General features: G+C 70.5%; 19 protein-coding genes and 2 pseudogenes. 16 read left to right on the plus strand and 5 right to left on the minus strand.

The window, feature by feature from the left end:
- Window positions 1–110 precede the first annotated feature (110 nt).
- Window positions 111–2,039: pseudogene (locus WCE37_RS08190) on the plus strand (M1 family metallopeptidase); the annotation flags it as partial.
- Between the two features lie 265 nt (window positions 2,040–2,304).
- A complete protein-coding gene (locus WCE37_RS08195) occupies window positions 2,305–3,021 on the plus strand; it encodes a hypothetical protein (RefSeq protein ID WP_343279175.1) in 717 nt (238 codons plus the stop codon).
- 24 nt (window positions 3,022–3,045) lie between these two features.
- On the opposite strand, the gene WCE37_RS08200 is transcribed toward WCE37_RS08195, so the two are convergent.
- Together WCE37_RS08200 and WCE37_RS08205 are read right to left on the minus strand one after the other, a co-directional pair.
- The gene (locus WCE37_RS08200; protein WP_343278918.1) at window positions 3,046–4,413 is read right to left on the minus strand and encodes a hypothetical protein; all 1,368 of its coding nucleotides are present in this window, start codon (window positions 4,411–4,413) and stop codon (window positions 3,046–3,048) included.
- Complete coding sequence (locus tag WCE37_RS08205; protein WP_343278919.1) at window positions 4,410–5,342, minus strand: carbohydrate kinase family protein; 933 nt, start codon at window positions 5,340–5,342, stop codon at window positions 4,410–4,412. The genes WCE37_RS08200 and WCE37_RS08205 overlap by 4 nt, the downstream gene beginning before the upstream one ends.
- Before the next feature lie 274 nt (window positions 5,343–5,616).
- Here WCE37_RS08205 and WCE37_RS08210 point away from each other — a divergent pair, with 274 nt between their 5' ends.
- The 8 genes from WCE37_RS08210 to WCE37_RS08245 all read left to right on the plus strand — a co-directional run bounded on the left by WCE37_RS08210 (window position 5,617) and on the right by WCE37_RS08245 (window position 15,231).
- Window positions 5,617–6,660, plus strand: coding sequence for a rod shape-determining protein (locus WCE37_RS08210; protein ID WP_343255120.1), 1,044 nt, complete (start codon window positions 5,617–5,619; stop codon window positions 6,658–6,660).
- A gap of 23 nt (window positions 6,661–6,683) precedes the next feature.
- Window positions 6,684–7,676 (plus strand): rod shape-determining protein MreC, encoded by a 993-nt coding sequence (gene mreC, locus WCE37_RS08215; RefSeq protein WP_343278920.1) that lies wholly within the window; start codon window positions 6,684–6,686, stop codon window positions 7,674–7,676.
- The gene (gene mreD / locus WCE37_RS08220; RefSeq protein WP_343255122.1) at window positions 7,673–8,158 is read left to right on the plus strand and encodes a rod shape-determining protein MreD; all 486 of its coding nucleotides are present in this window, start codon (window positions 7,673–7,675) and stop codon (window positions 8,156–8,158) included. The genes mreC and mreD overlap by 4 nt, the downstream gene beginning before the upstream one ends.
- Window positions 8,158–10,170, plus strand: a complete 2,013-nt coding sequence (mrdA, locus tag WCE37_RS08225; protein ID WP_343278921.1) for a penicillin-binding protein 2 — start codon at window positions 8,158–8,160, stop codon at window positions 10,168–10,170. Before mreD ends, mrdA begins: the two co-directional genes overlap by 1 nt.
- The gene (gene rodA, locus WCE37_RS08230) at window positions 10,167–11,279 is read left to right on the plus strand and encodes a rod shape-determining protein RodA (RefSeq protein ID WP_343278922.1); all 1,113 of its coding nucleotides are present in this window, start codon (window positions 10,167–10,169) and stop codon (window positions 11,277–11,279) included. The genes mrdA and rodA overlap by 4 nt, the downstream gene beginning before the upstream one ends.
- A 73-nt stretch (window positions 11,280–11,352) precedes the next feature.
- Window positions 11,353–12,486: a lytic murein transglycosylase B gene (gene mltB, locus WCE37_RS08235; protein ID WP_343278923.1), complete on the plus strand. Its 1,134-nt coding sequence runs from the start codon at window positions 11,353–11,355 to the stop codon at window positions 12,484–12,486.
- Window positions 12,483–13,895, plus strand: a complete 1,413-nt coding sequence (locus WCE37_RS08240) for a septal ring lytic transglycosylase RlpA family protein (protein ID WP_343278924.1) — start codon at window positions 12,483–12,485, stop codon at window positions 13,893–13,895. The genes mltB and WCE37_RS08240 overlap by 4 nt, the downstream gene beginning before the upstream one ends.
- A 103-nt stretch (window positions 13,896–13,998) precedes the next feature.
- Window positions 13,999–15,231 (plus strand): D-alanyl-D-alanine carboxypeptidase family protein, encoded by a 1,233-nt coding sequence (locus tag WCE37_RS08245; protein ID WP_343278925.1) that lies wholly within the window; start codon window positions 13,999–14,001, stop codon window positions 15,229–15,231.
- Between the two features lie 3 nt (window positions 15,232–15,234).
- Here the strand turns inward: WCE37_RS08245 and WCE37_RS08250 are convergent, their stop codons facing one another.
- On the minus strand, window positions 15,235–16,155 hold the full coding sequence (locus tag WCE37_RS08250; protein WP_343278926.1) for a CsgG/HfaB family protein: 921 nt from the start codon (window positions 16,153–16,155) through the stop codon (window positions 15,235–15,237).
- A 143-nt stretch (window positions 16,156–16,298) separates the two neighbouring features.
- On the opposite strand from WCE37_RS08250, the gene WCE37_RS08255 reads away from it, so the two are divergent.
- From WCE37_RS08255 to rarD, 6 genes and pseudogenes are all read left to right on the plus strand, one after another.
- Entirely contained in the window at window positions 16,299–16,577 is a 279-nt protein-coding gene (locus tag WCE37_RS08255) for a DUF493 family protein (protein WP_343278927.1), read from the plus strand.
- Window positions 16,565–17,248, plus strand: a complete 684-nt coding sequence (gene lipB, locus WCE37_RS08260) for a lipoyl(octanoyl) transferase LipB (protein WP_343278928.1) — start codon at window positions 16,565–16,567, stop codon at window positions 17,246–17,248. Before WCE37_RS08255 ends, lipB begins: the two co-directional genes overlap by 13 nt.
- An 82-nt stretch (window positions 17,249–17,330) precedes the next feature.
- Window positions 17,331–18,341, plus strand: coding sequence for a lipoyl synthase (lipA, locus tag WCE37_RS08265; protein WP_343278929.1), 1,011 nt, complete (start codon window positions 17,331–17,333; stop codon window positions 18,339–18,341).
- Window positions 18,342–18,517: 176 nt separating this feature from the next.
- Entirely contained in the window at window positions 18,518–20,704 is a 2,187-nt protein-coding gene (locus WCE37_RS08270; protein WP_343278930.1) for a carboxy terminal-processing peptidase, read from the plus strand.
- A gap of 226 nt (window positions 20,705–20,930) precedes the next feature.
- Window positions 20,931–21,833 (plus strand): annotated as a pseudogene (yedA, locus tag WCE37_RS08275) (drug/metabolite exporter YedA); the annotation flags it as partial.
- Window positions 21,834–22,015: 182 nt separating this feature from the next.
- Entirely contained in the window at window positions 22,016–22,891 is an 876-nt protein-coding gene (gene rarD, locus WCE37_RS08280) for an EamA family transporter RarD (protein ID WP_343279176.1), read from the plus strand.
- 20 nt (window positions 22,892–22,911) lie between these two features.
- Here rarD and WCE37_RS08285 read toward each other — a convergent pair whose 3' ends face one another.
- On the minus strand, window positions 22,912–24,237 hold the full coding sequence (locus tag WCE37_RS08285) for an ABC transporter permease (protein WP_343278931.1): 1,326 nt from the start codon (window positions 24,235–24,237) through the stop codon (window positions 22,912–22,914).
- 9 nt (window positions 24,238–24,246) lie between these two features.
- On the minus strand, window positions 24,247–25,413 hold the full coding sequence (locus WCE37_RS08290; protein ID WP_343278932.1) for an ABC transporter permease: 1,167 nt from the start codon (window positions 25,411–25,413) through the stop codon (window positions 24,247–24,249).
- Window positions 25,414–25,435 lie beyond the last annotated feature (22 nt).

The raw sequence follows: 25,435 nt of genomic DNA on the forward strand, positions 1-25,435 counted from the left end.
TCGCGGCCGGACCCTTAAGCAGGCCGTCGCGTGCCTGGCGGCGCGCTGCGGGCACCCGGAGTGGCCACCGGCTAGAATCGGGGGCTGTTCCAACCACCGGACCCCCGTCCATGACCCTGAGCCGCACCCTCCGCCTGGCCGCCATCGCGGCGCTGGTCCTGTTCGCCCTTGTTGCCTGCAAGCGCGAACCGACCCCCACCGATGCGCCGCCGGCGCCCAAGCCGCAGGCCGCCGCCAGCGGCGACGACTACGACGAGCACTCCTACGCCGAGCCCGACAAGGTCGCCATCGACGACCTGGCGCTCGACCTGGCGCTTGATTTCGACGCCCGCACCATCAGCGGCACGGCGACGTACACGCTTGACTGGCGCGACGAGGCGGCCACCGAGCTCGTGCTCGACACCCGCGACCTCACCATCGAACGCGTGGAAGGCGAGGGCGAAGGCGGTGCCTGGCAGCCGCTCGAATACGCGCTGGCCGGTCGTGACGACCTGCTCGGCAGCAAGCTCACCATCCAGGCGCCCGGGCGCAACGCGCACATCCGCGTGGCCTACCGCACCGTGCCCGAGGCCTCGGGCCTGCAGTGGCTCGACGCTGCGATGACCCAGGGCAAGGCCACGCCCTTCATGTTCAGCCAGTCGCAGGCGATCCACGCGCGCTCGTGGGTGCCGCTGCAGGACACGCCGCGCGTGCGCTACACCTACAGCGCGCACGTCACCTCGCCTGCCGACGTGATGGTGCTGATGAGCGCCGACAACGATCCGGCGGCGCCACGCGACGGCGACTACAGCTTCAGCATGCCGCAGCGCATTCCCTCGTACCTGATGGCGATCGCCGCCGGCGACCTGGTGTTCAAGCCGATCTCGGCGCGCTCCGGCGTCTGGGCCGAGCCGGCCGCGGTCGACCGCGCGGTGGCCGAGTTCGAAGACACCGAGAAGATGATCGCCACCGCCGAGTCGCTCTACGGCCCCTACCGCTGGGAGCGCTACGACATCCTGGTGCTGCCGCCGTCGTTCCCCTACGGCGGCATGGAAAACCCGCGCCTGACCTTCGCCACGCCCACCGTGATCGTCGGCGACAAGTCGCTGGTGTCGCTGATCGCGCACGAGCTGGCGCACAGCTGGTCGGGCAACCTGGTGACCAACTCCAGCGCCAAGGACGGCTGGCTCAACGAGGGCTTCACCAGCTACGTCGAGAACCGCATCATCGAGGCGCTGTTCGGCAAGGAGCGCGCCGACATGGAGTACGTGATCTCGCGCAACGGGCTGAAGGCCGAGATCGCCGACATGAGCGCCGAGGAGCAGGCGCTGGCGGTGCGCCCGGGCGTGGTCAAGGATCCGGACGACTCGCTCAGCGCGGTGTCCTACGACAAGGGCGCGTGGTTCCTGCAGTTCCTGGAGGAGCGCTTCGGCCGTGCCGAGTTCGACGCCTTCCTGCGCGGCTATTTCGATCACTTCGCGTTCCAGTCCATCCCCACCTCGCGCTTCGTCGAGTACGCCGACGAGCACCTGCTCGGCAAGTATCCCGGCAAGGTGACCCGCGAGGAATTCGACGCCTGGCTGTACGAGCCCGGGATCCCGGCCACCGCGCCGCAGGTGCTGTCGCGCAACTTCGGCGTGGTCGACAGCGCGCGCCTGGGCTGGCTGGGCAGCGGCACGGTGCCGCCGGCGGTGATCACCGACGCGTGGAGCACGCAGGAGTGGGTGCATTTCCTGGAAGGCATGCCGGAGACGCTCTCGACCGAGCAGCTGTCGCAGCTCGACACCGCCTATACCTTCACCGGCACCCCCAACGGCGAGATCGCGCAGCGCTGGTACCCGCTGGCGGTGCGCAGCGGCTACGTGCAGGCCTACCCGGCGATCGCCGACTTCCTGCGCACCATCGGCCGCCGCAAGCTGATCATGCCGACCTACCAGGCGCTGGTCGCCACCGAGGCCGGCCTGGCATTCGCCAAGGAGCAGCTGGCCGCCGCGCGCCCGGGCTACCACCCGATCACCACCGGTTCGGTGGAGCGTGTGATTGCCGAAGCGAAGCCGGCGCCGGGCACGGGCACGCCGGTGGCGCCCGCGGCAGTGGAGCCGGCCGAGCCCGCGCCGCAGCCGCAGCCGCAAGCCGAGGACGCGCCGGCGATGCCGGCCGCGGACGGCGACCCCACGCGCCCGGCACCCACTGGCGGCTGACCGGAGCCCAGGCGCTGGCCACCATCTGCGCACGTTCCTGTCCGGTGCCGCCGTTCAACGCTCAACCGCCAGACGAGGGTTCCACATGAGCACGTTCCGTCCCGCCAGCGCACGACGTCCCGCCATGGTCGCGGTGGTCCTCTCCGCCGCACTCCTGGCGCTGGCCGCTTGCCAGGACCCGGCCGCGCAGGCCGAAGCCCGGGTCGCTTCGCAGGTGCAGGCCAACGAGGTCGCGGCGGAACAGGCCGCAGCCGACTTCGACACCGCCTATGCCGCGGAGAACTGGGTGCTGGCCGGCGCCCAGGGCGACGTGCTGCTGGCGCGCTACCCGGACACGGCCGCGGCCGAGCGCATCCGCCCGCTGCACGAAGAGGCGCGGGCCAAGGGCAACCAGGTCCGCGAAGAGGCCCGGCTTGAAGCGCTCTGGGCCTACAACACCGAACCGGTGAAGGGCGGCAACCAGCTCTCCGCCGCGATCTTTTCGCGCGAAGGCGTGGACAGCGACGGCAGCGGCGCCAAGCCCGTGCGCCTGATCTTCCGCGACCACCCGGACTGGGGCCGCAGCAGCTACCTGGTGATGCAGGCCGGCGACTTCGACTGCTACGGCGCCTGCCGGGTCACGGTCACCGTGGACGATGCGGCGCCGAAGAAGATGGCGGCCAACCGGCCCGATACCGACGAGGCCATCGCCATGTTCATCGATGATGAGAAAGCGCTGTGGAAGATGATCGACGCCGCCGGGCGGCTGAGCGTGGAGTACCCGGTCAAGGCCGGCGGTACGCGCACGGCGGTGTTCGAGGTGGGCGGGCTGGACCGCGGCAAGCTGCCGGCCTGGAACTGACGCCACGGCCGCACGTGGCGGCCTTCAGTCGAACCAGAGCAAGGGCAGGTCGACGTTGAGCGAGATGTTGCGGAAGTCGCCGGTCGCGCGGCCGACGGCCTCGACGTCATGGCAACCCTCGGGCAGCGCCCGCTTGCCGGCCGCCAGGTAGCTTGCGCCGATGGTGCGGGTGCTGACCGAGTGCGGCAGCGGCCCCAGCGTCTGTTCGCTGGCCGCGCCGACCTCCTTGCCGTTGATGCGCAGACGCAGCGACACGGTGCCGCCGGGGTCGTTTTCGTCGCCCTGGATGCGGGTCTTGGCGGAGAACATCACCACACCGTTGTGCCCCTGCGGAATGCAGGCACGGCCCTTTCCGACGACCACGTCGCGGCCCAGCGGCGGGCACTTTTCCGGCCGGAACCCGTTGGTGCCGATGCAGGTGTAGGCGTAGCGGCGATGGTGGCCGTTCGCCTGGTAATCGTGTTTCCGCGTCAGGCCGCGGCCGACCACGCGCATGCCGCCGGCCAGCGTCACCAGGCGTGCGCCACGGCCCACGCGATAGCGGGCGGCGTTGGTGCTGGCCATCATCGGCCGGTAATAGGGCGATTCGGTAGCAACCAGCTGTACGTCGCTGTTGGCCGGCGGATCCGGGTACAGCGCCTGGACGAACATCGGCGCCTGCACCTCGGCGCCGAGCGCGAACAGGTCGTTGATGGACCAGGTGGCCGAGTCCAGCGGCGATTCGCGGCCGTTCAAGAACAGCCCCCACATCGCATCGCCTGGAGACTGCGAGACGTAGCTGTGCCCTGACCCCATCGCAACGACCGGCCCGGACGAGTTGCCTGCCGCCGCGCTGAGCAGGGTGCTGCGGCCGCGTTCCGGGATCGGCGTGCCCTCGGGCGTATCGCGCGTATCGAAGTCCAGCCAGGGCGACGCGTCTTCCATCCGCATCTCGACCACGCGGGCCGCGGGTTCGACAAGGATCGACAGATTGGCCCCGGCCTTGACCACGGCCTTGCCGCCTGCAGCGCGGGCGTGCAGCGCGACGTGCACCGGGCCGGGACCGGCACGCACTGCGCCGATCGCGTTGAAGGCGTGCTGGTTCGGCGCGCGCGAACCGCGCCAGTCGATGATGCTGTCGTTGGATACCGGCCTGCCGTCAACGGTGATAAAGGCGTTGGCCTGTGCCGCGTCAAGCGGCGCATGGACACCGTCGGACTGCAGGTAGATCCACGCGGCGCGGGGCATGTCGAGCGTGGCTTCGAGCAGCAGCCTGGGGCCGCCGTCCAGGGTGCGGTCGGCCTCGAGCTGCAGGTAGCGCGACCCAGGGGCCGCGGCCTGCGCCGGCTGCCATGTGGTCGCCGCCAGCGCGGCCACCGCCAGCACGGCTGCCACGACCAGCCGCTTGGTCAAAGCGCGTAGCCGAACTGCTGCCTGAACTGCGCCGCGAACTCGTCGTAGTCGAAGCGCTGGTTCTGCGTGCCGGGGTGCTCGACCTTCAGCGCCCCCATCAGGTTGCCGATGCGGCCGATGGTTTCCCAGTCGTAGCCTTTCTCGATGCCGAACAGCAGGCCGGCGCGGAATGCGTCGCCACAGCCGGTCGGGTCGGTGACCCGGGTCTCGTGCGCAGGCGGCACGTCATGGGTCTTGCCGTTGGCGTAGATCACCACGCCCCGGGGACCGCGCGTGGTGATGTAGGCCTTGACCTTGCCGGCGATGGTCACCTCGTCCCAGCCGGTGCGTTCCTGCAGCAGGTTCGACTCGTAGTCGTTGACGGTGACGTAGTCGGCCTGTTCGATGAAGGCGCGCAGCTCCTCGCCGTTGAACAGCGGCATCGCCTGGCCCGGATCGAAGATGAAGGGGATGCCGGCCTCGGCGAATTCCTTCGAGTTCTGGATCATGCCCTCGTAGCCGTCCGGGCTGACGATGCCGATGGTCACGCCGGGTACGTCACGGACGTGGTTCTCGTACGAGCGCATCATCGCGCCGGGGTGGAAGGCGGTGATCTGGTTGTTGTCGAGGTCGGTGGTGATGAACGCCTGCGGCGTGAACAGCTCCGGGATTTCCCTGACGTGGCCGAGCGGGATCCCGAGCTCGGCGAAGTACTCGCGATAGGGTCCGAAGTCCTGGCCGACGGTCGCCATCGGGATCGGGTCGCCACCCAGCAGCTTGAGGTTGTAGGCGATGTTGCCGGCGCAGCCGCCGAACTCGCGGCGCATCCGCGGCACCAGGAACGAGACGTTCAGGATGTGCACCTTGTCCGGCAGGATGTGGTTCTTGAACTGGTCGGGGAACACCATGATGGTGTCGTAGGCCAGGGAACCGCAGATCAGTGCAGGCATCGGGGAAATGCTCCGGGGGGCTGTTGCCGGCCCTGCGGGACGGCGTTTTTCGGGGATATCGCGCAATGCCGCGGACCGGCGGCGACGTCGGCGCGACCCCTTCGGGGCCAGGCCGCCGCACAGGTTAGCCCCGCCGTCCCGCCGGGCCAAGCCGCACGGCGTCGGCCGGGGCGTTTTTCCTTGCCGGGGCAGGGGGTGGTTGCTACGCTTGATGATCCGGTTTTCTCCGGGAATTCCCCCGTTCCCGCCCCCTCCTGACGGACGCGCGCCCCCGATGTTCAAGAAGTTCCGCGGCATGTTCTCCAATGACCTGTCCATCGACCTGGGCACGGCCAACACCCTCATTTTCGTCCGCGGCCAGGGCATCGTGCTCAACGAGCCGTCGGTGGTGGCCATCCGCCAGGACCGCAACGGCGGCCCGAGGGCGGTCGCCGCGGTCGGCAGCGAGGCCAAGCAGATGCTCGGCCGCACGCCAGGCCACCTCACCACCCATCGGCCGATGAAGGACGGCGTGATCGCCGACTTCACCTATACCGAGGAAATGCTCAAGTACTTCATCCGCAAGGTGCACAAGGGCCGCTTCCTGCGGCCCAGCCCGCGGGTGCTGATCTGCGTCCCGGCCGGGTCCACCCAGGTGGAGAAGCGCGCCATCAAGGATTCGGCGATGGAGGCCGGTGCCCGCGACGTCTCGCTGATCGAAGAGCCAATGGCCGCCGCGATCGGCGCCGGGATGCCGGTGACCGAGGCGCGCGGCTCGATGGTGGTCGACATCGGCGGCGGCACCACGGAAGTCGCGGTGATCGCGCTCAACGGCATCGTCTATTCGCAGTCCGCGCGCATCGGCGGCGACCGCTTCGACGAGTCGATCATCAACTACGTGCGCCGCAACCACGGCATGCTGATCGGCGAGGCCACGGCCGAGCGGGTCAAGATCGAACTCGGCTGCGCATACCCGCAGGAGAAAAACCTGGAGACCGAGATTTCCGGCCGTCACCTGGCCGAAGGCGTGCCGAAGATGGTCAAGATCAGCTCCAGCGAAGTGCTCGACGCGCTGCGCGAGCCGTTGATGGGCATCGTGGCCGCGGTGCGCCAGGCCCTGGAGCAGACCCCGCCGGAACTCAGCGCCGACGTCGCCGAGCGCGGCATCGTGCTCACCGGTGGCGGCGCCCTGCTGCGCGACATCGACCGCCTGCTGAGCGAGGAGACCGGCCTGCACGTCCAGGTGGCCGAGGATCCGTTGACCTGCGTGGCCCGCGGCGGTGGCCGTGCGCTGGAGCTCCTGGACATGCACGGCAACGAGTTCTTCGCGTCGGAGTGACCTGACCGACCGCGACCCAGACAGTGTCCCACTACGCCGGTCCCGCCGCCCCCCGATCCAGTGACGTCGCCGGCACGCTGAAGCTGCTGGCCTACCTCGCACTGTCGGTGACGCTGCTCGTGCTCGACCACCGCGGCGACTGGTTGGCCCAGGCGCGCGGGCATGCCAGCGTGGCCGTGCAGCCGGTGTGGTGGCTGGCAGGATTGCCCGCGCGCCTGGGCGAAAGCGTTCGCGACGATGCCGCCAGCCGGACCCGCCTGTCCGAAGAGAACCGCCACCTGCGCAACGAGCTGCTGCTGGGCGCCGCGCGCCAGGCGCGCCTGCAGGTCGAAGCCGAGGAGAACGCGCGCCTGCGTGGCCTGCTTGGCGCCGCCGAGCGCGGCAGCCAGGACGTGCAGCTCGCGCCCATCCTCGACGTCGACCTGGACCCCACCCGGCAGCGGCTGATGCTCAACGCCGGTACCCGCGCCGGCGTGCGCCGCGGGCAGGCGGTGATCGATGCCGGCGGCCTGGTCGGGCAGGTGATCGAGGCCACGCCGACCACCGCCGTCGTGCTGCTGCTGACCGATCCCGACCACGCCGTGCCGGTGGCGGTGGCGCGCACCGGCGTGCGCCTGATCGTCTACGGCACCGGCCGCAGCGACGTGCTGGAGCTGCGCAACGTGCCGCTGTCGAGCGACGTGCGCACCGGTGACGTCGTGATCACGTCCGGGCTGGGCGGCCGCTTCCCGCCGGGCTTCCCGGTGGGCCGGATCGCGGCGCTGCGCCCCGATGACAGCCGCGCGTTCCTGGTCGGCGACGTCGATGCCGCGGCCCAGCTGGACCGCGGCCGCGACGTGCTGCTGCTTCGGGAGCAACCCTTGCTGCCGGACAGGGCGCCGTCGGAGTCGGAAGCCGGCGCAGGCCCCGAAGCCGATGCCGCGCCGCCGGCCGCCGACGCGCCGCCGGCCGATGTCGCGCCTTCGGCCGCTGACGCGCCGGCCGACGCCTCCCCGGCTCCCGGAGCCGCGCGATGAGCGGGCGTGATCGCGGCTGGGTTTTGCCGGTGAGCGTACTGCTGGCCCTGCTGCTCGGCCTGCTGCCGATGCCCGCCCTGCTGCAGCCGCTGCGCCCCTACTGGCTGGCGCTGGTGCTGGCCTACTGGGTGATCGAGGACAGCGAGCGCGTCGGCCTGGGCTTCGCCTTCGGCGCTGGCCTGTTGGCCGATCTCGCCTTCGGTGGCCTGCTCGGCGAACAGGCCCTGCGGCTGGTGGTGATGACCTTCATCCTGCAGCGCTTCCGGACCCAGCTGCGCTTCTTCCCGATGCCACAGCAGGCGCTGGCGATCGGTGGCCTGCTGCTCAACGACCGCGTGATCAGCACCGTGATCCATCTCGGCCTGGGCGAGCCGGTGCTGCCGTTGGCGTACTGGTGGGCGCCGCTGCCGGGCATGCTGCTGTGGGCACCGCTGTTCGTGCTGCTTGACGCGCTGCGGATCCGCCGCGGCGCGCACCGGTGATGTCGGGTCCGCGAGGCCGCCGGCTTCGCAACGCCGAGGCCGAGGCGCGCCTGTTCCGCGGGCGTGCCCTGATCGGCTTTGCCGTGGTCGTGCTGGCGCTGGGAGGGCTGGCCGGCTGGTACTTCAAGCTGCAGGTGCTCGATCACGACGATTACGCCAGGCGTTCGCACGCCAACCGCATCAAGCCGCGGCCGGTGGTGCCCGGACGCGGCCTGATCCTGGACCGAGAAGGCCGGATCCTGGCCGACAACGTGCCGGCCTACCGCCTCGACGTGACCCCCGAGGAGGCCGGCGACATCCCCGCGCTGGTGGATGCGCTGTCGGAGCTGGTGGAGCTCGCGCCCGAGGACATCGAGCGCTTCGAGGCCGCGCGCAGGTCCACCCGCTCCTTCCGTGCGATTCCGCTGAAGCTGCGCATCAGCGACGAGGAGGCGGCACGCTTCGCGGTCGAGCGCTGGCGCTTCCCGGGCGTCGAACTGGTGCCCTACCTCAACCGTCGCTACCCCTATGGCGATCTGCTGGCGCACGTGGTCGGCTACGTCGGGCGCACCGACGAAAGCGACATCGAGCGCTTCGGTGAAGCCCATGCGGTGTTCACCCATACCGGGCGCACCGGCCTGGAGCGGTATTACGACGAAGCCCTGCGCGGCGGGGTCGGCTATGAGCAGGTCGAAACCAACGTCGAGGGCCGGGCCCTGCGCAGGGTCGGCCTGGTGCCCGCGACCGCGGGCGCCGACCTGAAGCTGTCGCTGGACGTCGAGCTGCAGCGCGCGATGGTGCTGGCCTTCGGCGAGATGCAGGGTTCGGCGGTGGCGGTGGACCCGGCCACGGGCCAGGTGCTGGCGATGGTCAGCCTGCCCAGCTACGACCCCAACCTGTTCGTGAACGGCATTTCCACCACCGATTACCGCCGGCTGATGGACGACCCGGCGCGTCCGCTGTTCAACCGCAACGTGCTGGGCGGCGGACCGCCGGGCTCGATCGTGAAGCCCTTCATGGCACTGGCCGGCCTCGACAGCGGCCTGCGCACGCCGGAAAGCCGGGTGTTCTCCACCGGCGAGTTCTTCATCCCCGGGCAGAGCCGCGGCTACCGCGACGCCGGGCGCGGCGCCGGCTGGGTCGACCTGCGCGACTCGATCTCGCGCTCGATCAATTATTACTACTACAAGCTCGCCTACGATATGGGCATCGACCGCCTGGCGGAGTACATGCACCGCTATGGTTTCGGCGAGCCCACCGGCATCGACCTGACCGGTGAGACCTCGGGGATCGTGCCTTCGCGCGAATGGAAGCTGGGCAACAGCCGCGAGCCCTGGTACCCCGGCGAGACGGTGATCGCCGGCATCGGCCAGGGCTACTGGGTGGCCACGGCGCTGCAGATGGCGCGTGGGACCGCCGCGATCGCCAATGGCGGCGCCCTGCATCCGCTGCGCCTGGCGGCCGAGCGACGCAGCGGCTACGACCTGCCCTGGGCGCCGCTGGCGGGCGCTCCGGCCGCGCGCATCAGCGACAGCCCGGCGCACGTGCGCGCGGTGCAGGAGGGCATGGAGGCGACCATCCACGGCCGCGGCACGGCGACGGCCATGGCCCGCGGCGCGCCGTACCGGATGGCCGGCAAGACCGGCACCGCGCAGCGGGTCAGCCGCCGCGGCAACGTCAGCCTGGATCCCCGTACCTTGCCCTACCACCTCCGCCACCAGGCGCTGTTCGCGGGCTACGCGCCTGCGGAGCACCCGACCATCGCCCTGGTGGTGGTGGTCGAACACGGCGGCTACGGCGGCTCCACCGCGGCACCGATCGCGCGGAAGATCTTCGATGCATGGCTGCTGGGCGCGGTGCCGGAGCCCATCGCCGTGGCCGATGGCGTCACCGTGCCGCCGGTCGACCTGTTCGAAGACGTGGTCGGCAGCGCGTTCCCGGGCCCGGGGGCGCAGCTGCTGGAACCGGTGGCAGTCGATCCCCCGGCATTCGACGTCGCCCCCCCGGGCGCGGCCGTGGAGCCACGGCCATGAACGAGATCCTCCGCTTCCTGCTGGACCTGGTGCTGCGCTTCGTGCGCACCCTGGACTGGATCCTGCTGGGTGCACTGCTGGCGCTGATGGGCATCGGTCTGGCGGTGCTGCACAGCGCCGGGGGCCAGAACCCCGCCCTGGTGACGTCCCAGGCTGCGCGCTACGGCGTCGGCCTGGGCGTGCTGTGGCTGCTGTCGCGGGTGCCGCCGCTGCGCCTGCGCGATGCATCGCCGGCCGCGTACCTGCTGTCGCTGCTGCCGCTGGTGGCGGTGCTGTTCCTCGGCACCGGGCGCAGTGGCGCGCACTGGCTCAACCTCGGCGTGTTCTATTTCCAACCTGCGGAGTTGCTCAAGCTCAGCCTGCCGATGATGGTGGCCTGGTACCTCAACGCGCGCCCGCAGCCGGCGGGCTTCGTGGCCACGGTGGTGGCGATGCTGCTGGTGGCGCTGCCCACGGGGCTGATCCTGCTGCAGCCGGACTTCGGCACCGCGATGCTGGTCGCGGCCAGCGGCGTGTTCGTGATCTACCTGGCCGGGATGTCGTGGTGGTGGTTCGTGGCCGCCGGCGCGGCGGCGGCGGCGGCGGCGCCAGCGGCCTGGTTCTGGATGCTGCGGCCCTACCAGAAGGACCGCATCCTCACCTTCCTCGACCCCGAGTCGGATCCCCTGGGCGCGGGCTGGAACATCATCCAGTCGAAGATCGCCATCGGTTCCGGCGGCCTGCGTGGCCAGGGCTGGGGCGAGGGTTCGCAGTCGCACCTGAACTACGTGCCCGAGCACACCACCGACTTCATCTTCGCGGTGCTGTCGGAAGAGTTCGGCTGGGTCGGCGTGGTGACCGTGCTCTCGCTGTACATGGTGGTGGTGGGCCGTTGCCTGTGGATCGCGGCAGACTCGCGCGACGGCTTCGGTCGCCTGCTGGTCGGCGCGCTCGGCCTGTCGCTGTTCGTCTATGTGCTGGTCAACGGCGGCATGATTTCCGGACTGCTGCCGGTGGTCGGCGTGCCGATGCCGCTGCTGAGCTTCGGTGGCACCGCGGCGGTGTCGCTGCTCGCGGGCATGGGCGTGGTGATGGCGGTCGGCGCGCATCGCCCGGTGCGCAAGCGTTGAGCCCCTCGCCGGCAGCGGCCGTTCACGTGGCGACAGGGCATGCCCGCCGGGCAGCGTGATAACCTCGCGACCGATGGTCAAACGCCCCCTAGCACTCGTATCCGCCTCGCTGGTGTCGCTCGCGCTGTTCGCCTGCGCGACTCCGGCCGAGACCGCCGCCGACGCCGCGTCCGCAGTCGCGGCATCGACGCCCGCCACAGCCAGCCCGGTGCCTGCCGGACCGGCGCCGCTGCCCGCGGTGCCGCAGCCGCCGGAACGCCCCGTCGCGCCGCCGTCGGTGACCGACCCGGCGATCCCGCAAGCGCAGCGCATCGCCGCCTTCGTCGACTACACCGCTGAGACCTATGGCGTCGACCGCCAGCGCATCCGCGACGTGCTTGCCGGCGCCGCGCACAAGCAGTCGATCATCGATGCGATGTCGCGCCCGGCCGAGGCCGTGCGTCCCTGGCGCGATTACCGCCCGATCTTCATCAACGATGCCCGCATCAGCGGCGGCAAGGCCTTCTACGCGGAGAACCGCGAAGCGCTGGACCGCGTTGCCGCGGAGACCGGCGTGCCGGCCGAGTACATCGTCGCGATCATCGGCGTCGAGACCAGCTATGGCCGCATCACCGGCAACCATCGCGTGGTCGATGCGCTGTACACGCTGGCCTTCGGCTTCCCCAAGCGCGCGCCGTTTTTCGCCGGCGAGCTGGCGCAGCTGTTCGCGCTCAACGCCGAAGAGCCGCAGCTCGACATCGCCGCGCTCAAGGGCAGCTATGCCGGCGCCATGGGCATGGGCCAGTTCATGCCTTCCAGCTATCGCCTGTGGGCGAAGGACGGTGACGGCGATGGCCGCCGCGACCTGCTTACGCACAAGCCCGACGTGTTCGCTTCCATCGCCAACTACTTCGTGATCCACGGCTGGGAGCGCGGTGCACCGGTGGTGGCGCGCGCCAGCCGCGACGGCGGTGCGGCCGATTTCAAGCCCGAGGGCCTGGAGCCGGCGCATCGCCTGTCCGAACTCGCCGAACGCGGCTATCGCCCGCTGCCCGGGCAGCCGGTGGCCGAGGGTGCGACGCTGCTTTCGTTCGATGGCGCCAGCGGCCCCGAATACTGGCTTGGCTACCGCAATTTCTACGTCATCAGCCGCTACAACCGCTCGCCGATGTATTCGCTGGCCGTGCACCAGCTGGCGCAGGCGATCGCGGGGCGCGAACCGCAATGAGCAGCCGGCGCGCGAGACTCGCGTGCTGGTGGACCGCCGCCGCCGCCGCCGCCCTGCTGGCCGGCTGCGCGGGCTCGCCCAGCAAGCACGCGCCTCCGGAAGAGCCGGCTCCGGCCACGGCTGATGGCAAGGGTCCGCGGGTTTCGCCCTATGCCCCGGCGCAGGAAGACCCGTCGACGCGCGGCGACTACGTGGCCGGCGGCCTGTACAAGCCGGGCGTCGCGGACACGACGCCGGACTACGTTCCCGACGTGGACGCGATTCCGGAGCCGGATGTCGTGGCCCTCGAGCGTTCGCGCTACGGCAACCGCTCGCCGTACAAGGTGCAGGGCAAGTCCTACCGGGTGCTCGAAGACGCCACGGGCTTCGTCGAGACCGGACAGGCCTCCTATTACGGCCAGAAGTTCCACGGCCGCCGGACCTCCAACCAGGAGGTCTACGACATGTACGCGTTCACCGCGGCCCACAAGTCGCTGCCGCTGCCGAGCTTCGCGCGGGTGACCAACCTCGACAACGGCCAGTCGGTGGTGGTGCGCGTGAACGACCGCGGGCCTTTCCACGAAGGCCGCGTGGTCGACCTGAGCTACGCCGCCGCGGTCAAGATCGGCGTGCATCCGCGCGGCACCGCGCGGGTCGAGGTGCGCGCGCTGGATGCCGGCGAGAACGCGCGCCACGAACCCGATACTCGCGTCGCCGCGGTCGACCCGGCCACCGGGCTGCCGCCCGGGGTGCGCGTGGCCACCGGTCGCCCGCAGCCCATGCCGCCGAGCGGGCTGGACGGGCTGGTCGCAGCGCTGCCGGCATCGCAGGCGGTGGCCCCCGGTCCCGCTGCCGCGGAAGCGCGCGCCGTGACGCCTTCCGCCGCGGTGGTCGCACCGGTCGCCGCGCCCGCTTCCGCAGATGGCGACTGGCGGTTCGACATGCGCCAGGACGGGCGCGCGATGACCGCAGACGAGTTCGACGCCTGGATGAAGTCCCGCCGCGCGCGCGTCGCGACCGGGCGGCCGGGAAAGCCCGATCCCTACGGCTCGGCCGCCGCCGGTGCGGCCGTGGCGGCCTCCTCCGCGGTGGACGCCGGCGCCGTCACCGTGGTCCCGCCCGCCGTGGCGCCGGTGAAGGTCACCCCGGCTGCTGTCGGGGCGAACGATCCGTCTTCGCCGCTCCCGACCACATCGGCTGCGGGCGTGCTCCTGCAGGTCGCGGCCTTCGGCTCCCGCGACAACGCCGAGCGTGCGCTCGCCCTGCTGCGCGGTGCCGGGATCGGCGGCGCACGCCTGCATGACGGCACGGCCGCGGGCAAGCCCGTGTGGCGCCTGCGCGTGGGGCCGGTGGCGCCCGCGGGCGTCGCCGAGCTTGGCGCGCGCGTCGCCAGCCTGGGCTTCGGTGCGCCGCATCCGGTCCGCGAGTGATGCGGAACGTGCATGGCTGACGCGCACGGTTAAAATGAGCGTCTGTCCCCGCCGTCTGCCGTCCGCCTGCCGATGGCCCGAAATCCCCGGAGTCCCACGCCTGATGAAAGCCCACGCCGTCCGCGTCGCGCTGTTCGCCGCTGTATCCGTCGCCACGCTCGGCCTCGCCTTTGCCCAGGATCCCGCGCCCGCTGTGCCCGCTCCCGCTCCCGCTCCCGCTGCGCCCGCCGCGCTGAGCGAGGCGTTGCCGGTGCCCGAGGCACCTGCCATCACCGGCACGGCGTGGGCGCTGATGGACTTCGCCACCGGCCAGATCCTGGCCGGCGACAGTGTTGATGAGCGCGTCGAGCCGGCCAGCATCACCAAGGTGATGACCAGCTACGTGATCGCGGCCGAGATGGCGGCGGGCAAGGTCGGCGCCGACGACGACGTGATGATGAGCGTCAATGCCTGGCGCACCGGCGGCGCCGGCACCGACGGCAGCTACAGCGGCTTCGAGGTCAACAAGACCGCCAAGCTGCTCGACATGGAAAAGGGCATGACGGTGCAGTCCGGCAACGACGCCGCGATCGCCCTGGCCGAGCATATCGCCGGCTCCGAGGACGCGTTCGCCTCGCTGATGAACGCCTATGCCGCGCGCATCGGCATGGAGAACTCGCACTTCGTCAATTCCCATGGCCTCTCGGCGCCGGAGCACTATTCGACCGCGCGCGACCTGGCGTTGCTGGGCCGTGCGCTGGCGCGTGACTTCCCCGAGCACTACGCCTTCAACGCGATCAAGGAATTCACGGTCGGGCCGATCACCCAGCGCAACCGCAACATCCTGCTGTGGCGCGACCAGAGCGTGGACGGCATCAAGACCGGCCATCACTCGGGCGCCGGCTACTGCCTGATGGCCTCGGCCAAGCGCGGCGACCAGCGCCTGATCTCGGTGGTGATGGGCTCCACCAGCGAAGCGCAGCGCGCCACCGATTCGCAGGCGCTGCTGAACTGGGGCTTCCGCTTCTTCGAGACCCACGAGCTGTATGCCGCCGGCAAGCCGGTGGCGACGCAGAAGGTCTGGAAGGGCCAGGCCAATGAACTCGATCTCGGCGTGGCCGAGCCGCTGCTGGTCAGCATGCAGCGCGGCCAGTACGCGAAGCTGCAGCCGAGCATGGACGTGCCGCGCACCCTGGTGGCGCCGATCGCGCTTGGCCAGGCCGTGGGCAAGGTGCGGGTGATGCTTGACGGCAAGCTGGTGGCCGAGGCGCCGCTGGTGGCGCTGGAAGAAGTCCCGGAAGCCGGGTTCTTCAAGCGCCTGTGGCACGAACTGCTGATGTGGTGGCAGTCGCTCTGAGCGTCAGCGGGCAAGCGAGAGCTGGGTGGAGTTGACCCAGCCGCGGTTGCCGAGTTCGTCCTCGACCTCCCACATCGTCCCGTCCTTGAGCCCGGTGGGATAGAGCATCATCCCTGGATCCAGATCGCGCACCGCGCCGCCGCGGCCGTCGGCGGCCTTCAGCAGCCGCCCGGGCCGGGTCATGCTCACCGCCTGCGTGGCGTTGGCCGCGGATGCGTCGGACGGCAGCCCGCCGAGCTGCGCCACCAGGTCCGAATACGCCTGGATGTACGCCTGGGCCACCACCTGGCCGATCTCGGTGTTGGCGTAGCCGGAGGCACCGCCCGCGACCAGGGCACCGGCGATATGGCCGCCACCGCCGCGCCAGCCGACATCGGTCTTGGTGGCGTGGCCTTCGGTCATGGCGACCTGCTCCGACGAGCGCGCGTCGGTGACGGTGAGCACCACGTCGGCGCTGCTGCGCTTGAGGTTGATGCCGCCGACCACCGCCGCGGCGCGCCGGTTGCCGAGCAGGCCACCGACCAGGCCGCCGATATCGGTGCCGCCGGCGTTGCGGTTCTGCGATATCACGTCGGGCACCAGCACGTAATCCGCGGCGCGGATCTGCCCCTTGCCGATATTGGAGCCGCCGCGCAGCTCGCCCGAGGACGCCAACGCGCGCTCGGCCTGCATCGCCTGCATGCCCTGGCCGCGATCGACGAGGGTGAAACAGCGCGACCGGTTCACATAGACCTTGATCAGCGCCGCCGGCGACGCCAACCGTTGGCCGGTCCACCAGTTCTGGCCGCTGGGCTCCATCACCGCGATCGTGCCGAGGCTGCGTGCGCAGACCGGCACGTCGGAGGGCTGGGACTGGGCCAGGACAACGGCGGGCGCGGCGAGCAGGCAGGCGGCGAGGGCGGCAGCGAGAACGGTACGGGGCATGGCGGAGCTCCTTGCGGATATGGATTCCTTCCATCGTCAAACGCGGCCCGCGCCTGCCAGCGGACGCCCTGCGTTTCGGTACCGGGCCACGGTGTTGCGGCGCTGGCGTTGGGATCGCCCGGCGCCGGCCCCATAATCGGGCAATGGAAATCAAGTCCGACAATCCTGAACACGGCTTCCAGTTCCCGGGTGATTTCGAGATCACCGCCATGGGTCCGGCCTCCGCCAGGCTGGAAGTCGAGGTCCCGAACCTGCTGCGCGCAGCGGGCCTGGCCGTGGTCCATGAGACGCTCACCGCCAGGCCCTCCAGCGGCGGCCGCTACGTTTCGGTGCGGATCAGCTTCCGCGCCAACTCGCGCGAAGAGTACGACAGCGCGCACGCCGCGCTGCGCGAGCATCCAGAGGTGAAGTGGACGCTGTAGCCGGCACGCGCGCGCTGCTGGTCCACGACCTCGGCCGCCGCGCCTACGAGCCGGTCTGGCGCGCGATGCAGGCCTTCACCGACGCCCGCGGCGACGACACTCCCGACGCGCTGTGGCTGGTCGAGCACGACCCTGTGTTCACCCTCGGCCAGGCCGGCAAGCCCGAGCACGTGCTGGCGCCGGGCGACATCCCGGTGCTCAAGGTCGACCGCGGCGGCCAGGTGACCTATCACGGCCCCGGCCAGCTGGTCGCGTATCCGCTGCTCGACCTCAGGCGCCTGGGCATCGGCGTGCGCGAGTACGTCTGCCGCATCGAGCAGGCGATCATCGACACCCTGGCCGTTTGGGGCATCCATGCGCAGCGCCGCGAGGGCGCGCCGGGCGTCTACGTGGACAGCGGCGCCAAGATCGCCGCGCTCGGGATCCGCGTGCGCCGCGGCTGCACCTTCCACGGCCTGGCGTTCAACATCGCCATGGATCGCGACCCCTTCCAGCGCATCAACCCCTGCGGCTACGCCGGGCTGGAAACGACCTCGGTGGTAGAATGTGGCGGTCCCGCAAGCCTCGACGCCGCCCGGCCCGCGCTGGTTGCGGCGCTTGCCGCGCAGTTTGGTTTGGCGGCTGTCGAGATCGCGGAAGAAGGAGTTTTTGCCACGGATTTACGCGGATAGGCGCGGATCAGGCAAGAGCGCAATCAACTGGGCTTTTCAGCTTTATCCGCGTTCATTCGCGTGAATCCGTGGCCAAAAAAACATGACCGACACCTCCGCCGCCAAGTCCATCCCGCTCGCAGTCGTCAGCAGCGAGCCGCCGCCTTCGCTGGTGCCGGGGGTGAAGCAGGTGGCGGGCGACAAGATCGGGCGCTCGCCGGTGGCGTTCGTGGATGCGCCGGTGCTGCGCAAGCCGTCGTGGATCCGGGTGCGGATCCCGTCCAACGGCGCCGTCGCGGCGCTGAAGTCGAAGCTGCGCAAGAACCGCCTGGTCACGGTCTGCGAGGACGCGAGCTGCCCGAACATCCATGAGTGCTTCGGCCACGGCACGGCGACCTTCATGATCCTTGGAGAGGTCTGCACCCGCCGCTGCAGCTTCTGCGACGTCGCCCACGGCCGGCCGAAGCCGCCCGATGCCGACGAGCCGCGCCGCCTGGCCGAGACCGTCGCCGACATGGGGCTGAAGTACGTGGTGGTGACCTCGGTCGACCGCGACGACCTGCGCGACGGTGGGGCCCAGCACTTCGTCGATTGCATCGCGGCCATCCGCGAGGCCACGCCGGGCACGAAGATCGAGATCCTGACTCCGGACTTCCGCGGCAAGGGCCGCATGGACCGCGCGCTGGAGATCCTGGCCGCCAACCCGCCGGACGTCTTCAACCACAACGTCGAGACCGTGCCGGACCTGTACCGCAACGTCCGCCCGGGCGCCGACTACCAGTGGTCACTGACCCTGCTGCAGCGCTTCAAGGCCCAGCACCCGGAGGTCGCTTCCAAATCCGGCATCATGCTCGGCCTCGGCGAGACGCAGGAGCAGGTTGAAGCCACGCTGCGCGACCTGCGCGCGCACGACGTCGAGATGATCACCATCGGCCAGTACCTGCAGCCCAGCGCGCATCACCACCCGGTGTTGCGCTACTGGACGCCGGAGGAGTTCAAGGCCTTCGAGGACTACGGCATGGCGCTGGGCTTCACCCACGTCGCGTCGGGCCCGCTGGTGCGCTCCTCGTATCACGCCGACCGCCAGGCAGCGGACGCGGGCTTCGCCAGCTGAGCGGCCGCGGCATCGGACCGGTGCCGCGTGGCGAATTGTTCACACCCAACCCCGCGGCCGCGGTTAGAGTGGTTTCGGGCGTCAATACGCGACTTCCAGCACTGTCCGGTTCCTGTTCTGGCCGGCACGGTGCGGGGTAGCGACGCACCTCCCCACGTGAGCATCGAGCCGACCGCATGAAAGCACGCCAAGCCCTGTCCGTCACCGCCGTTGCCCTGGCGCTGGCCATGCCCCTGGCGCTGATGGCGCGCGCCGACGGCGACGCCATCCCGGCGGCGCCGACCGGGGACCACGAGACCACGTCCAGGCTGGTCTACGGGCTGCTGTCCGACAGCCGCTATGCCTACCGCCCGCGCGGGCTCGACGCCACGCTGTCGCAGGAGATCTTCAAGCGCTACCTCGAGGCGCTGGACGGCAACAAGCTGTTTTTCGACGCCCCGGACGTTGCGCGCTTCCAGCGCTACGAGGCGCAGATGGGCCCCGCGGTCCGCCAGGGCGACACCGGTCCGGCGATGGAGATGTACGCGCTCTACAAGCAGCGCGTGGCTGAGCGCGTGGAGTACGCGCGCGGCCTGCTGGAACAGGACATCTTCGATTTCGAGGGCGAGGAGCGCTGGTACTACGATCGCGAGGACGCGCCCTGGGCTGCCGACCGCGCCGAACTCGACGCGCTGTGGAAGAAGTCGGTGCGCAACGACTGGCTGCGCCTGAAGCTTGCCGGCAAGGAGCCCGCCGAAATCCGCGCGACGCTGGACAAGCGCTACGCCAACATTTCCACCAGCGTCGAGCAGCTGAACAACGAGGACGCGTTCCAGACCTTCCTCAACGCCTACACCGCGTCCATCGATCCGCATACCGACTACTTCAACCCGCGCACTGCCGGCCTGTTCAACCAGAGCATGTCGCTGTCGCTGGAGGGCATCGGTGCGCAGCTGCAGAAGCAGGACGACGTGGTGGTGATCCGCGAGCTGATCGCCGGCGGTCCCGCCGCGACCAGCAACAAGTTCACCCCCGGAGACCGCATCGTCGGCGTCGGCCAGGGCACGAGCGGGCCGATGGACGACGTGATCGGCTGGCGCATCGACGACGTGGTCGAGAAGATCAAGGGCAGTGCCGGCACCCAGGTGCGCCTGGACGTGGTGCCGGTGGAGGCGCTGCTCGACAGCGAGCCGGTGCGCATCACCCTGACCCGCGCCAAGATCCGCCTGGAAGAGCAGGCCGCCAAGTCCAAGCTGATCGAGATCCCGGCGGGCCCGGCCGGCGATGCCAAGCGCATCGGCGTGATCGAACTGCCGGCGTTCTACCAGGACTTCGAGGGCCGGCGCAGCCGCAATGGCGACTACGCCTCGGCCACGCGCGACGTCGCCCGGATCCTCGGCGAGTTCCGCGAGCAGGGCATGGACGGCATCGTGCTCGACCTGCGCAACAACGGCGGCGGCTCGCTCAACGAGGCGGTCGAGCTCACCGGCCTCTTCATCGATACCGGCCCGGTGGTGCAGGTGCGCGAATCCGGTGGACGGGTTGCGGTGGAAGCCGACCGCAAGGCCGGCGTCTCCTGGGACGGTCCGCTGGCGGTGCTGGTCAACCGCGCTTCGGCCTCGGCGTCCGAGATCGTCGCCGGTGCCATCCAGGACTATGGCCGCGGCCTGGTGATCGGCGAGACCACCTTTGGCAAGGGCACGGTGCAGAACCTGTTCGACCTCGACCGCTGGCCCGCCAACGAGGGCACGCGCCATGGGCAGGTCAAGATGACCATCGCGCAGTTCTTCCTGCCCGGCGGCAGCAGCACCCAGAACAAGGGCGTGGTGCCCGACATCCGCTTCCCGGCGACGATCAACGCCACCGAGTTCGGCGAGAGCACCTACGACAATGCGCTGCCCTGGACCCGGATTTCGGCCGTGCCGCACACCCGCTACGGCAACTTCGCGCCGCTGCTGCCGCGGCTGGATGAGCTGCATGGCGGTCGCGTGGCGACCGACCGCGAGTTCCAGTGGTGGAAGGAGGACGTGGCCGAGTTCCGCGCCGAGGCCGACAAGGACTACATCTCGCTCAACGAGGCCGAACGCCGCACCGAGCGCGACCGCCAGGCCGCCAAGCGCAAGGACCGCCAGGAAGAGCGCAAGCGCCTGGGCCTCGACCTGGATCCGCTGGCCGAGCTTTCGGCCGACGATGGCCTGACCGCGAACGAGCGCGACATCGCCGCCGACACCGCGCGCGAGGACGCCGCCGAGAAGCGCCCGGACCCGCTGCTGCGCGAGTCCGCCGCGATCCTGGCCGACGCCGTGCGCCTGCTCGACGCCGACCGCCAGCTGTCGTCGGCGGTGCTGCCCGAGTCCACCGGCCCTGGGCGCTGGGCGCGCTGAGGGAGGCCCGGCCGAACCCGCGGTACCGCGCGCGCCGGCGGATCGCCCCCGGCGCATCGCACCCGTCGAATCGCACCCCCTGCAGGAGCAGCTGTAGCTGCGCCTGGTGTGGGAGCGGCCATGGCCGCGATCCGCGAGGCCTTGGCGCGGCGTAGAATCACCAGCCGGCAGATCGGTCGACGCCTGCCGCTCTTCCACTCCGCAATTTTCCCGCCCGGGTGCCGCAATGGGTGCTGCTTCGCCGTTCTCCGCTCCCGCCCGCACGCCGCCCGGCGCGATGGCGGTCGTCCTCGCGCTGGGCGCGGTCTATCTGGTCTGGGGCTCGACCTATCTCGGCATCCGCTTCGCGCTCGAGGGCGGCTATCCGCCGCTGCTGATGGCGGGGATGCGCTTCGTGGCCGCGGGTGCGCTGCTGTACGCCGTTCTGCGCCTGCGCGGCATGCCGGCGCCCACCCGCGCGCAGTGGCGCGACCTTGCGATCATGGGCACGCTGCTGCTCGGCCTGGGCAACGGCATGGTCTGCATCGCGCAGCAGACGGTGTCGTCGGGGCTTGCCGCGGTGGCGGTGGCCTCGTGCCCGCTGTGGATGGGCCTGTTCGCGGCGCTGCGCGGCGAGCGGCCTACCCGGATCGAGCTCATCGGCCTCGCAGTCGGCTTTGCCGGCGTGCTCTGGCTCAACGCCGGCAGCTCGCTCACCGCTTCGCCGCAGGGCCTGATCGCGCTGCTGGTGGCACCGCTGGCCTGGGCCTTCGGCTCGGTGTGGAGCCGCAGCCGCGCGCTGCCTTCGCCGTTCATGACCGCGGCCGGGCAGATGCTCTGCGGTGGCGTGCTGATGGTGGCCGCGGGCTGGCTGCTGGGCGAGCGCTTCACGGAGGCGCCGACGCTGCGCGGCACGTTCTCGGTGGCCTACCTGACGGTATTCGGTTCGATCCTGGCGTTCTCCGCCTACGCCTGGCTGCTGCAGAACGTACGCGCCAGCCTTGCCAGCAGCTATGCCTACGTCAATCCGCTGATCGCGGTGGCGCTTGGCGCGTGGCTGGCTGGCGAGCGCTTCAGCGCGCATGACCTTGGCGCGATGGCGGTGATCCTGGCCGGCGTGGTCGCGATCACCCTGGCCAGCGCGCGCCGGCGCATGCGCAGCGCGCGCCCGGCCGCGGCAGCAACGCCGGTGGTCGCGGCCGGACTGGCGGTCGCCGCCGAGCAGTCGCTGCCGGACGCACCCGTGCCGGACATGGCGATGCCGCGGGCAGCGGCGGCCGACGCGCCGGAACCGCGCCGGTGAGCGCCAGCGCGCACACCCGCGGCCTGTGGATGGCGGTCGGAGCCTTCGTGATCTGGGGCCTGATGCCGCTGTACTGGCACCTGCTCAAATCCGTGCCGTCGATGCACGTGGTGCTGCACCGCGCGCTGTGGTCGGCGGTGCTGGTGGCGGCGTTCCTCACGCTGACCCGTGGCCGCGGCTGGCTGCGCGCGGTGCTGTCGCAGCCGCGCCTGGCGGGCATGCTGCTCGCCTCGGGGCTCCTGATCGGCTTCAACTGGAGCCTGTACGTGTGGGCGGTCAACGCCGGGCATGTGGTGGAAGCCAGCCTCGGCTATTTCATCAATCCGCTGCTCAACGTGGTGATCGGGGTGGTTTTCCTGCGCGAGCGCCTGGCGCCGGCGCAATGGGTGGCGGTGGCGCTGGCGGCCTGCGGCGTGCTCTGGCTGACCTTCAACTACGGCAGTTTCCCTTGGATCGCGCTGCTCCTGGCCGGCTCGTTCGCGATCTATGGCCTGATCCGCCGCTATGCCGCGGTCGATGCGGTGGCGGGGCTTGGCGTTGAAAACCTGTACCTGCTGGTGCCCGCGGCGCTGGCCCTGGCGTGGCTTGAAACGCAGGGCAGCGGAGGCTTTGTGTCCCTGGACTGGGGCGTTGGCAGCAACCTGCTGCTGGTGCTTGGCGGCGCGCTGACCGCGCTGCCGCTGATCGGCTTCGCCTACGCGGTACGGCAGGTGTCGCTGACCACGGTGGGCGTGCTGCAGTACCTGGCGCCGACGCTGCAGCTGCTGTGCGGCGTGCTGGTGCTGGGCGAGCCCTTCGGTCGCGACCGCGCGATCGGCTTTGCGGTCATCTGGCTGGGCCTGGCGGTATTCGCGGCCGACGGCTTCATCCGCGCGCGGCGGCGGATCGTGGCCCAGCAGGCCTGATTCGCGCACCGCGCGCCTGCTCAGGCCGCGCGCAGGGCGTCGGTCACCGGCATGGTCGCCGCGCGCAGCGCCGGGAACAGGCCGCCGATGAAGCCGATCGCCAGCGCCCACTTCAGGCCCTGCCACAGCAGCTCGGGCGACACCTTGAACTCGAAGGTGAGTTGGGACATGCCGCCGGCAAGCGTGGATGCGGTGTAGCCGTTGAACACCAGCCACGCCAGCAGCCCGCCAAGCGCGCCGCCGATCGCCGCCAGCAGCATGGTCTCCAGCATCACCGCCACCACCACCGGGATGCCGCGGAAGCCGATCGCGCGCAGGGTCGCGATCTCGCGCGCGCGCGATGCGACGCTTGCGAACATGGTGTTGAGCGCGCCGAACACCGCGCCGATGGCCATGATCGAGCCGACCACGATGCCGATGATGCGCAGCACCTTGGCGATGCCTTCCGACTGCGCCTGGAAGTACTCCAGCGTGGTCTGGGCCTCGACCTGCAGCCGCGGATCGGCGGCGAGCGTGGCCTTGAAGGCGTTGAATGCCGACGCATCGGTGAGGCGTGCGAAGACCGAGGCCCGGCTGCTGCCGCGGCGATAGGTGGTGGCGACGACTTCGGCGTCGGCCCACATTTCCGAGGCCATCGCATCGCCGGACTCGAACACGCCCACCACCGTCCAGGACTGGTTGCCCAGGCGGGCCTCGCTGCCCGGGTCCAGGCCGAGGAACTGGCGGCGTGCGCCGGTCCCGACCACCAGCTCGCGCTTGCCGGTCTCGAAGCGCCGGCCTTCCACCAGCTGCACGTTCGGACGCACGGCCCAGGCCATGTCGCCCACGCCGCGCAGCTGCACGCTGCCGTCGGCGTCGGCCTCGCCGCCGCGGATCGGCAGGTTGGCCGCGACCACGAGCTCCGGCGAAGCCAGCGGCCGGCCCTCGGCGTCGCGGGCGATTTCCGGCGCGCGCTCGATCGCGGTGATCGCGTCGCGCGACATCACCGACATCAGCTCGGCCGCCGAGCCGCCGCGAAGCACGATTGCGGTGTCTTCGTCGCCGCTGCTCGACACCGTGTGCTGGTAGCCCTCGGCCATCGCCAGCAGCGCCACCAGCACGCCGACCACGCCGGCGATGCCGATGATCACCACCGACGACGAACCCAGGCGCTGGGACAGGGTGCTGACGCCGACCCGGGTGACCGACGCTGCCTGCCGGCCGCTGCGCGTGGACAGCATCCACAGCGCGAAGGCCACGGCGACCGCGAGCAGGGCCGGCCACGGCAGCAGGATCCAGGCTGCGAGGAAGGCGACCAGCAGCAGCACCAGGACGGTGCCGCGCAGGAAAGGCTTGAGCTTCTTCATGGCGTGCTCCTAGCGGCCCGCAAGGGCGTCGACGATGTTCAGGCGCATGGCGCGGATCGCCGGCAGCGCGCCCACCAGCAGGCCGATGGCGAGCATCAGCCCCAGCCCCAGCAGCCAGCTCTCCAGGCCCACGGGCGGCAGGTTGACCACGCCGCCGCTGGCGGCGGTGGCGGCCTTGCCGATCACCGACGCCAGGCCCAGGCCGAGCGCGCCGCCGATCACCACCATCAGCATCGACTCGGCCAGCACCATCGCCAGCACGCTGGTGCTGGAAAAGCCGATCGTCTTCAGCACCGCAAGCTCGGAGGTGCGTTCGCGCACCGCCTGCGCCATGGTGTTGCCGGTGAGCAGCAGCAGGGTGAAGAACACCGCGCCCATGATCGAGCCCACGATCAGGCCGATGTCGGCCATCTGCTTGAGCTGGGACGCCATCGCCGCCTGCTCGTTCATGGTCTTGGTCTCGTGCGGCGAGTTCGCCGACAGCGCGTCGATCGCCTTGGCCGCCGCGTCGCTGCGGCGCACGTCGGACACGCGGCTGATGTACCAGCCGACGTCGCCGTCGACGTAGGGCGTGGACTCCTCGAAGTAGTCGTAGTGCATCAGCATCATCGCGCCGGTGAAGCCGCCGCTCTCGCCGTCCTTCGTGCGCAGCACGCCGACGATGTCGAAGGCCCAGTCCAGCGTGCCGTCGCTGTTGGGATAGATGGCCGACTGCAGCGGGACGCGCTGCCCGACCTCCCAGTCGAAGCGTTCCATCATGGTTTCACCAACGAGCATGCCGGTGCGGTTGCGCTTCCAGGCCTCGAGCTGCGCGGGTTCGACCTCGACCTCGGGATAGAGCTCGAGATAGTTCGAGGCCACGGCGAGCGTGAACAGCTGGTTGCGCGGCCCCTGGTAGGTGCCGCCGAACCAGTTCGCGTGGGTCACGGCCTCGATGTTGTCGATGGCCACGATGCGCGACTGCAGTGACAGCGGCAGGGTCTCGATGAAGGACAGTTTCGACGCCGTCTGCAAGCGCTGCGCGCCGTCGGCGTTCTGCCCGAGCTGGGCGAAGCTGGTGCGGATGCCGTCGAGCAGGCCGAACAGCAGGAATGCGGCCACGATCGAGGCCAGCGTCAGGAAGGTGCGGGTCTTGCGCCGGAACAGCGCCGCCCAGACCAGGTGGAAATATTTCATCTCGGCCTCCTCCGGTTCCCGG

It is taken from the genome of Luteimonas sp. MJ250, from assembly GCF_039548455.1.
In the GTDB taxonomy this organism is placed as follows: Bacteria; Pseudomonadota; Gammaproteobacteria; order Xanthomonadales; family Xanthomonadaceae; genus Luteimonas.